The sequence below is a fragment of the Sedimentibacter sp. genome (genome assembly GCF_032080165.1).
Taxonomy (GTDB): domain Bacteria; phylum Bacillota; class Clostridia; order Tissierellales; family Sedimentibacteraceae; genus Sedimentibacter.
This window is the reverse complement of the sequence record NZ_DAMASY010000001.1, coordinates 197,730-208,140: the sequence shown is the minus strand read 5'-3', so window position 1 is coordinate 208,140 and position 10,411 is coordinate 197,730. Positions and strand designations below refer to the sequence as shown.

Below are 10,411 nucleotides of genomic sequence, written 5' to 3'. Positions count from 1 at the left end.
CTTCATCAATTGGTGTTTCTTCATCTACTGGTGTCTCTTCATCTATCGGTGTTTCTTCATCTATCGGAGTCTCTTCATCAATTGGTGTTTCCTCATCTATCGGTGTTTCTTCATCAATTGGTGTTTCTTCATCAATTGGTGTTTCTTCATCTACTGGTGTCTCTTCATCTATCGGTGTTTCATTGTCTCCAGGAATTACAGCACCATTTCGGAAATTTCGATTATGAGATCTAAAATTTGATCTTGGAGTAACTGTAAGTATTTTTTCCCCATCTTCAGTATACGTGAATTTTGCTGCACTATCTGAATTGTTTCCCTGTGCATCCTCATTAACTTCGACATTATTTAATTTGTATTGATATTCAGCTGCACTGACAGGTGTCATAGATCCAAATACCATAAAAGATGTAACCATTAAGCTTGTTGTAATTTTCGCAACCTTTCCTTTAAACATTAACATGTAATTTTCCTCCTTTACATTTGTGGTTAAAGATTTGTTTTTTTAATTATTATTTTCTTTTACCGTCTTTAAAGTTTTTAAAATAGCATCACCTCAATCTTTATTTGTTTTGAATACCCCTTACAAAACAATTATATTAAATGATTATTAACTACCATTTTCTAAAATATTAAAATATATTTTTAAATTGTTAACAAATGTTACGAAAAAATTGAGGGGTACCTTACTTTTGCAAGGTACCCCTCAATTTTGCATTATTATTTATTTAATATTCAAATACTCTCTTGTATTTTCAAATCTATCATCTAAATAAATTGTTTGATAAATATCCTTTGAATCATTATCTTCATTTGTTATGGTAATTTGTATATAATAACTTTCCTTATATTCTCTTGCAGGCATTTCGAAATTATAGCGGTTCAGTACAATAAATGCTTTATCACTGTCGTAAAACATCGTATCAATATCCTTAATTAAATGAGGTCTTATATAATCCACATTTATATCTTCATCCGGGAAATATGCTTCTCCCATATCATTTCTCAGTACAAATTTTATATTGTCTTTATTTTTCAAGTAGTAATCTTCATCATATAAATAGAAGAACTTTTTCTCTTTCAATTCTTCGGACTTCAGAATATCAGATGCAATTTCATCCTTTACCCCATTTTCAGCATTATCATCATTTTTAATTCTATAATCTCTGATTATTATACTGCCGTCATTCATATAATAGTTTATCACTACGTTGTATATATATAAATCCTCATTAGAATAACCTTGGTTATTCAAAATTTCATTATGCATCCTTGTTATATTTTCGATGTTTTCCTTATCAGTAAAAAGTATGATGTTGCTATTATAATATTTACTTGCAATTTCTGATAATTTTTCATAATCTAAATTATCTTCATTTTCTAAATACCTGTTAATTTCTCTATATATCCACCTGTTACTACCGATGTAAGCCGCTTTTACATCTTCAGGATCAGGGACTACATTTCGATACTGATTTGCAAACAATACGGTGGCACCGGTTAATACGATAAATGATGCCATACTTACCAAAAATACCTTAATTGACAATCTTGAAATTCTGAATGCTTTTTCCATAATTGCAATTATTATATAGTATGACAGGGCAGCCAATAATAAGGATACCATTACTTCGCTTGCAACGCTTCTGTCGTAAGAGGTTACTGAGAAAAATGCAGGAATTATTAAGCTTGCGAGAACGGAAACAAAATATTTATAGCCGTCAAAGACCATGAAATTGCCCGTATTTTCATTTTTTCTTCTTTTAATCATCTTTAATATCAAGAAGGTAATAAATCCTATTATTACTCCTAAAATTAAGAAATATACTATATCTATTGCTCTGCTGGAATATATGAATAAATAAATATAATCTAACTTGTAAAAAGCGTCAACAAAGTACTCCATCAACACATTTGAGCTAAAGCCGATAACCAAATCCTCTAATATTGAAAACATAAATTGTATTATCAAATAAAATATAGCAGGCAAAGCAAAGTTAAATATTGTCATTAATCCTGCTACCAAGGTATTACCGGATAATATTGAAGATAGTGCCGATAAAAATATCCCCACTGAAAGCCATGGTATTATAACTTTAAATATCTCTAATATGTCAATATTATAATTTTGAACAGCGTCGGACAAGAAAATCAATACCAACAAAAATCCCGTAAATATATGGTTATTGATAACATTTATAAAAATTTGATCTTTGAAAGAAATCGGTTTTGATTTATAGTAAGTTAGCTTAGAGTCATTATGTAGAAAGTTGTTATCTACAAGACAATTAACAAATACTAAAATAAATACTTCAACAATTCCAAAGGCGATAAAAAATTCTCCGCCTATTTCCAATATAAAGGGTATTAACATTGTTGTAATAAAAATTATTACTGTTGATAAAAGAAACCAGTTCTTTTTACTTTTTAATGAATACAAAAGTAATGAAATGAAATTATTTTTTCTCTGTTCCATAGCCGGCACCTCCTAATTCAGTAATAAAAATTTCCTCAAGGTTCATGGAAAGCTTATCAAATAAAAGAACCTTATATTCTTTTTCTAATTGCTGTTTAAACTCATCAGCATTTCCGGTTAACGTACATATATTAATACTTCCTATTTTGACTGATTTAATAATATTAAATTCTTTAACCCCTTCAGGGTTAAATTCTCCTTCAACTGCAAATTGAACTCTTTTGATTTCATCCTTCATTTTTTCCAGATTTTCTTCCTTCAGTATTTTACCTTCATGCATAATACCTACTTTGTCACATATGTTATCTAATTCCTTTAAATCATGAGAAGATATTACTACGGTCATTTCATTTTCCATAACTTCCTGTATCAGGACATCCCAAAACTTTCTTTTAATCACTGCATCAAGCCCATCCACTATTTCATCAAGAAGTAATACCTTTGGCTGAGCTGCAATTGCCAATACAAATGCTGCCTGCTTTTTTTGACCTTTAGACATTTTATTTAAATTTTTATTTTTCTCTATATTAAAATATTTAACTAAATTATCAAATTTATCGCTTGACATATTTTTATATAATAATTTTTCATAGGCAAACAGCTTGCTCAATGTTGATTGGTACGGGAAAAATAAGCTGTCCTGAACAAAATAGAAGTCGCTTAAAAATTCGGTATTTTCTTTTAATTCTTTACCGTCATAATAAATAGTTCCTTCATCTTGTATGTAAATCATCATTATTTGCTTTAACAATGTGGTTTTTCCGCATCCGTTAGAACCGACCAATCCATATATCTGGCTGCTTTCAGGATTTATATTTATATTGCTTAAAACTTGAAATTCCCCAAATTTCTTGCTTAAATTTTCAACCTTTAACATTTTTACCTCCTTTAACCTTCATTAGGTTTAAGTATTTTCCTCACTAAATCAATTATATATTCATCATTTAACCCAAGCTCTTTTAATGATTTTATTGCTTCACTCAATTTTTCTTCCAAATTCTTTATATATATACTCCTCAGTTCTATGGAATCCTTTACAAAATTTCCTACTCCCTTCACAGTATAAATATAATTGTTTTCTTCTAAGCTTTTATATGCTTTCTGTATAGTGTTCGGATTAATCTTTATCATTGCGGCTAACTCTCTTACAGATGGCAATTTTTCATCCGGTTTAAGTACTTTTGACAATATTAATCTTGTTAATTCGTCATATATTTGTTCATATAGGGCTTTTGAACTATTATTATCAATCAGAATCATCTCACACCTCCTGTTAAATATTGTTGTATGCCAATTTTCTGTTCACATAATCTGTCAATTTTCCCTCATAAACTTCCTGAAGCTCTAATGTGTTATAATCATCCGGTATCACAAGCGAAATTTCTTTCTTGAATGGTATTATACCCCATAATAGATATGATACAAAGCTTGAGCAAACATAATAATATTGCCTTTGCAACGGAATATTAAAGTAAATTAAAAATACATTTAAGAAGCTGTATCTGAAGCTTTTCGGGTCATTTAAGAACCTGTTTAATCTTTTTAAAATTGTATTATAATCTGCTTCCGTCACTTCTAATTTATATATTTTGCACTTTGTTTCAGGATGCATTTTAAATACACCGCTATTCGGATTTTCTTTAACAAAGCCCCCTATAAGAGGAAACCAGTTTATCTTCCTGCCAAAACTGAACATTGTCGAACAATCATCTTCAAAAGATATTGATATATGATTGTAGGGTTTTTTTGATACAAGTTTCAATGTTTTTGATACAACTGTATTTGTTTGAGTTAAAACTATTTTTATCTCCTTCATTTTCTTCTACCTTCTGTGCCTCTTTATTATGTTATGTGTATTAATACACTTAATACAGTAACTGTATTATATAGCATAGTACACCCCTTGTCAACATAATTTTTTGCGTAAAAAAGAGGGGGTTTAAGCCCTCTCAAATTTATGAAAAGTGTATTCCGGACGCTTTAGCGACCCATAATCTTTTTATAACCTTCAAGCTCCCTGTCATTAGCTAAAATATAATGCTCCGGCTCAATTTCTACCCATTTCGGCGGATTTGAATCGTAATCAAAATGACTTTTTTCCGGTTCATATACTTCAATTATTTTGTTTCTTTCAACGTGTGGATTCGGCGTCGGTATCGCCGATAAAAGTGATTTTGTATAAGGGTGGAGCGGATTGGCAAACAGCTTTTCCGATTCAGCCAATTCAACAATATTACCTTTATAAATAACCGCTATTCTGTCTGAAATAAATCGTACAACCGATAAATCGTGAGCTATAAATAAGTATGTTAATCCTCTTTTATTTTGTAAATCCGATAACAGATTTATAACCTGAGCACGAATTGACACGTCAAGGGCAGATATTGGCTCATCGGCTATAACCAGTTCCGGCTCCATAACCAATACTCGTGCAATACCTATGCGCTGTCTTTGTCCACCGGAAAATTCATGGGGGAATCTGCTTGCGAATTCAGGCAACAGCCCAACATCCAGCAATGTTTGCTCCACCTTCTTTTTTCGGTTTTCTTCAGATCCATAGTTTTTTAAATTATATAAACCTTCCGATACTATATAATCAACCTTTGCCCTTTCATTTAAGGATGCCATAGGATCCTGGAATATCATCTGAATTTTTCTTGTAAGCTGACTGTCCAATTCTTTATCTATTTTTCCGCTTATCTTCTGACCATTATAAATTATATCTCCTGATGCGGCAGGATTAATTCTTATTATAGCTCTGCCTATAGTAGTCTTACCTGAACCTGATTCTCCAACAAGTCCAAAGGTTTCACCCTTATAAATATTAAAGCTTACATCATTTACCGCAACGAATTTTTGTTTCCCTTTTCCAAATTCTACTCTTAAATTTTTAACCTCTAATAAGCATTCTTTGTTATTCAAGACCTTCACCTCTCTTTACTTCCATTTCCCTCATTTTTTTAATTAAAAGAGGTGGATCGACCTTTGGTGCTCTTGGGTCAAGCAACCATGTTCTCGCCTTGTGAGTAGGGGTCACTTCAAAATAAGGAGGTCTTTTTTCAAAGTCAATTTTTAGTGCATGAGGATTACGCGGTGCAAAAGCATCACCTTTTATTTCTTTAAACAGGTTTGGAGGCGTACCCTTTATGGAATATAAATCCTCACCCTTTATCCCAAGCTGAGGCAAGGAAGATAACAGTGCCCATGTGTAAGGATGCTTAGGATCAAAGAATACTTCTTCAGACAAACCTAATTCTATTATATCTCCTGCATACATAACTGCTATTCTATCGGCAACGTTGGCAACAACGCCTAAGTCGTGGGTAATGTATATAATTGTCAGCTGATATTTCTTCTGCAGGTTTTTTAACAATTGAAGAATCTGTGCCTGAATAGTAACATCCAGAGCCGTTGTAGGCTCATCGCATATTAAAATGTTTGGGTTACATGCCACGGCTATAGCTATAACAACTCTTTGCCGCATACCGCCGGAAAACTCGTGAGGATATTGCTTATATCTCCTCTCCGGTTCAGAAATACCAACGTCGTTTAAAATTTCAACAGCCAATTTTTTAGCTTCTTCACCCTGCAAATTCTGGTGAAGCTCTATTGACTCCTGCACCTGCTTACCTACCGTTTTAAGAGGATTTAACGACGTCATGGGATCCTGGAAAACCATAGCTATTTCTTTTCCTCTTATTTTTATCCAGTCATCTTCAGTTTTATATTTCGCTAAATCATTACCCTTATACATTATGGACCCGATTTCAATTCTTCCGTTAGCATCTAAAAGTCCCATAAATGACTTTGTAAAAACTGATTTACCGGAGCCGGATTCACCGACTATCGCCAGGCTTTCACCTTTATGCAGATCTAATGATGCACCTCTGATTGCGGTTAATTCCTGTCCGCGCAAATTAAATTTTATGACTAAGTTATCAACAGATAATACTTTTTCGTTATTTATCATGGCAGCCTCCTATACGTGATTTCTTGGATCGGCAGAATCTGCAAAAACGTTGCCTATTACATAGAAGGATATAGTAACAACAGATATTACGGCAGCCGGGAAGAATAACTGGTACCTTTGGTTAGGATCCATCATCAAAGCTCTTCCTTCATTAATCAGATTTCCAAGTGACGGTATATCAATCGGTAATCCCATACCTATATATGATAAGAATACTTCGTTTCCTATAGCAGCAGGTATGGCAAGTGCCATTCTGAGCATTATAACAGATACTAAGTATGGTAAAAGATTCTTGGTTATAATTCTGCTTGTGGGAGTGCCTAAGCACCGTGAAGCAAGATTATATTCCCTATCTCTTATAATCAATATCAGGTTTCTTACAAACCTTGCCATTTGCAGCCATCCGGTCATACACATGGCAAATATGATAGTCGAGATACTCGGCTTCATAATATATGTCAATATAATCAAAACCACTGTAGACGGAATGTTATCCCATACGTTGTATATTTCTGTTATAATTGCATCCAATTTTCTGACATAGCCCCAAAGAGCTCCGATAGTTATACCAACTATTGCTTCAAATATGGCTACAGAAACTCCTATGAACAGGGATGTCCTTGTACCGCTCCACAGGCGTGCCCACAAGTCCTGTCCGATTGAGTTTGTTCCGAATATAAAATTCTCACTAACAGACGGATCATTCGGTCGAATATTTCTGTACTGCAAGCCTGTTTCCGGATTTATATATATTTGTGTAGGACTTTTTTGATTTGGTAAATACGGTTGTATAGCGGTAAATAAAACTACAGAAACAATTAAAATTAATAGTGCTACAGCAACCTTATTTTTCATGAAAACCTGAAAAGTCGATTTCCAGAATGAATAGTTTGAATATCCCGTCAACTCACTTTTGGTTTCATCGTATTCCGCAAATTCAAATAAGGACGGATCTATGTTGTCAGTTATGTCTTTAATGATTTTTTTGCTTGTCATTATCTTGATCCTCCTTCATGTGATAATTTAATTCTCGGATCAAATGTAGCCATAAGTATATCTCCAAGCATCAATCCGACTATTCCAATGGAAGAATACAAAAGCACCAATGCCTGAACCAATGTATTGTCCTGTCTTTGTATTACAGTAACCAAAAGTCCGCCTGTTCCCGGTATTGAAAATAATGATTCCACATAAATAGATCCGGCAACAGTATAAAGTATTGAAGCAGGTAAATATTGCGCCATAGGAACAAAGGCGTTTCTCATAACATGCCTTACCATAATTTCCTTGCTTTTTAAGCCCTTTGCCCTCGCCAGTCTGACATAATCCTTGTTCAGCTCGTCAACCATGTAACGCCTTATCCACATAGCATAATAAGCTGTGGTTACCAATGATAAGCAAAGCACCGGCAGTATCCAGCTTTTGGGGTCTGATTTGTCAAACAGCAGAGGAAGCTTGAATATATCTGTAAAAAACACTTGTATGAAGAGGTAGTATATTATGGCAGGTACTGCGTTTGCCCCTACAACATAGCATGTTCCGAATTTATCCCAAAACTTGCCTTTGTGCCTTGCCATTAAAATACCGAGGCTCAAACCAACTATCAGCGACAATGTCAGAGAAGCCACTCCGAAGCGCAGTGATGTTATCAACTTATCTCCCAATATTTTCGTAATATCAACCTTAGGCCTGTATGTGATTGATTGACCTAAGTCTCCTTTTAGCAAATTCATATAAAAATTTTTAAGTTGTACAGGCAACGGATCTAAAAGCCCAAGGTTTTTAAGTTTAGCTTCTATCTGACCAGCATCGAGCTTATCAAAGCTTGAGCCGAAATATCCTTCAATAGGCATCATACGCATCAAAAAAAACACAATTGTTATAACTATCATCAGCGTCAAGAAAGATCTAAAGAGCCTTATTACATAATACTTCATTATACTTCTTCCTTTCTGTTTTGATTCAGATACAAAATGGGGGCTGAGAGCCCCCATCTTTTAAGAACTATTTCGCTGCTTCCTTTAAAGCATTTTCACGTTCTGTCTGCCACTCTTCCTGTGCCTTTTCAAATTCTTCCATGCTTATAGGATCAGCAAGAAGTCTGGCTCCCTTCCATGTCATTGTTGCAATACCGAACGGTGCATACGGTCTTTCAAACGGAAGTACAACAGATGCCACATATCCGTCTCCTGCGCTGACCTTAAGCGGAATAACAAATGCGTTGTTGATTAAGTATGCTTCCGCATTTGCAAACAATTCATATCTTTTAGTCAAATCAATCAGCTCTGCCTTTGCTTCACTAATCATGGACTCATATACTTCGTAGATATTCTCTCCGTCAGCATTTACTTCTGTTGTATATTCAGGGAAATTATAGTTTCCGTCACGTCTGAACGGATCTGTATATGTCTGAGGATCTGCATAGTCAGGACCCCAGTTTACCTGCATAAGCGAATAATTACCTGCTCTTCTTGTTCCGTCAAGGAATCCTGTAGGAGCGTGCGGAAGAAGCGTAACCTGAACATAATCGCTACCCAGAATCGTTTCTAATCCTTGCTTAACAACCTGTGCTTCCTGTGCCCAGTATGAGCTGTTTGTATTGTAAGGCATCAATATTTTTACAGGGAATTTTGCACCTGCTGCAGTAAGTTCTTCAATCGCTTTCTCTTTTAAAGATTTAGCTTCTGCATTATTGTAAAAATCTTTTCCCTTCAGTGCTGCCAAATCACCTATATCTGTATAATCCAAACCATTCTGAGAAGTAAAGTTCGGAGGTGTAATAGTATTGAGTATCCTGTAATCAGGATTGTATGGGTCTTCTGTTGCAACAGCAGCACGTCTGTTAAGCGCAGCTACGATTGACTTTCTGAAGTTAACATTGTTTACTGCTATTTTCCAGTTTTCAGGCTCATATTCTGCATCAAACTGAGGTTTAAAGTTAAATGCATAGAAATATGTGTATGTTCCCAATCTGTCCGGAGATATTTTGTCTTTAAGCTCAGGATTTGTCATCCACTCATCAAGGTTAGTTGTAGGAATAACTGCGTGAGAGACCTCTCCTCTTCTGAAGAGCTCTCCTCCTAAGGAGCTTGCCTCTTTGTTGTATTTGTAGTCAAGAACTTTTACATGTACATTATCCTTATCCCAGTATTTCTCATTCTTTGTGCTCAGTCTCTTAATCTGCGGTTCAAATTCAGTTAACAGATATGCGCCGTTATATAATATAGCTGAGTTCGCTGTTCCGAACAAATCTCCCATTTCTTCCAGGAATGGTTCATAAACAGGGAAAAAGCTTACGTAAGTCAGCATGGACTCAAAGTAAGGAACCGGCTCTTTCAGAGTGTATACCAGGGTATAATCATCTTCCGCCTTAACTCCCACCTGTGAGAAATCAGTTATTTCCTCATTATAATATGCTTCGGCATTTTTTATAACAGAATAAACTATGTTGGCAGATTCGGATTCATTATTTTTTGTTAATATATATTTTGCAGATGAAACAAAATCGTTTGCAGTAGTTTCTGCCATTTCATTTCCTTCGTAATCAACCCATTTAATTCCTTTTTTCAAATGGAATGTCCATTCCAGGCCATCATCCGACACTTCCCATCTCTCTGCCAAGGCCGGCTGAAGAACGCCATATTTATCGTATTGAACCAATGTATCCACAAGATTTGCCGCAACGCTCATATCTATCCATGTTGTGTTTATAAGGTAATTGAGAGTTGTTATTTCTTCAGCATATGTATACTTGTACACCTGCTCAGCCGCATATTTTCCGCCTTCCGTTACGTCTTCTCCTTGAGAAGGTCCTTCAGGTTGTCCTGGTTGTTCCTGTCCAGGATTTGTTCCACCGGTACATGCTGTTAAAACCAAAGTGAGTACTAATATTAAGGATAATAATCTCTTCATTGTCTCCTCCAAAATAAATTTATATAATAAAATTAGTATAAACTAATTATTATTAT

At 34.6% G+C, this 10,411-nt stretch carries 9 protein-coding genes and 1 pseudogene; all 10 read right to left on the bottom strand.

Features of this window, described 5'->3' with window-relative positions; all coding sequences use genetic code 11:
• Window positions 1-460: pseudogene (locus tag RT412_RS00950) on the bottom strand (hypothetical protein); the annotation flags it as partial.
• Between the two features lie 261 nt (window positions 461-721).
• The gene (locus RT412_RS00945) at window positions 722-2,473 is read right to left on the bottom strand and encodes a hypothetical protein (RefSeq protein ID WP_313339370.1); all 1,752 of its coding nucleotides are present in this window, start codon (window positions 2,471-2,473) and stop codon (window positions 722-724) included.
• The gene (locus RT412_RS00940) at window positions 2,454-3,350 is read right to left on the bottom strand and encodes an ABC transporter ATP-binding protein (RefSeq protein ID WP_313339368.1); all 897 of its coding nucleotides are present in this window, start codon (window positions 3,348-3,350) and stop codon (window positions 2,454-2,456) included. Before RT412_RS00940 ends, RT412_RS00945 begins: the two co-directional genes overlap by 20 nt.
• 11 nt (window positions 3,351-3,361) lie before the next feature.
• Window positions 3,362-3,733: a GntR family transcriptional regulator gene (locus RT412_RS00935; protein WP_313339365.1), complete on the bottom strand. Its 372-nt coding sequence runs from the start codon at window positions 3,731-3,733 to the stop codon at window positions 3,362-3,364.
• Between the two features lie 13 nt (window positions 3,734-3,746).
• Window positions 3,747-4,289, bottom strand: coding sequence for a hypothetical protein (locus RT412_RS00930; protein WP_313339362.1), 543 nt, complete (start codon window positions 4,287-4,289; stop codon window positions 3,747-3,749).
• 164 nt (window positions 4,290-4,453) lie between these two features.
• Entirely contained in the window at window positions 4,454-5,395 is a 942-nt protein-coding gene (locus RT412_RS00925) for an ATP-binding cassette domain-containing protein (protein WP_313339359.1), read from the bottom strand.
• The gene (locus RT412_RS00920; protein WP_313339356.1) at window positions 5,388-6,443 is read right to left on the bottom strand and encodes an ABC transporter ATP-binding protein; all 1,056 of its coding nucleotides are present in this window, start codon (window positions 6,441-6,443) and stop codon (window positions 5,388-5,390) included. The genes RT412_RS00925 and RT412_RS00920 overlap by 8 nt, the downstream gene beginning before the upstream one ends.
• A gap of 9 nt (window positions 6,444-6,452) precedes the next feature.
• Window positions 6,453-7,439, bottom strand: coding sequence for an ABC transporter permease (locus RT412_RS00915; protein WP_313339354.1), 987 nt, complete (start codon window positions 7,437-7,439; stop codon window positions 6,453-6,455).
• Window positions 7,439-8,383 carry an ABC transporter permease gene (locus RT412_RS00910; RefSeq protein WP_313339977.1) on the bottom strand — a complete coding sequence of 315 codons (945 nt, stop codon included), beginning with the start codon at window positions 8,381-8,383 and terminating at the stop codon, window positions 7,439-7,441. Before RT412_RS00910 ends, RT412_RS00915 begins: the two co-directional genes overlap by 1 nt.
• Window positions 8,384-8,447: 64 nt before the next feature.
• Window positions 8,448-10,355: a peptide ABC transporter substrate-binding protein gene (locus tag RT412_RS00905; RefSeq protein WP_313339352.1), complete on the bottom strand. Its 1,908-nt coding sequence runs from the start codon at window positions 10,353-10,355 to the stop codon at window positions 8,448-8,450.
• Window positions 10,356-10,411 lie beyond the last annotated feature (56 nt).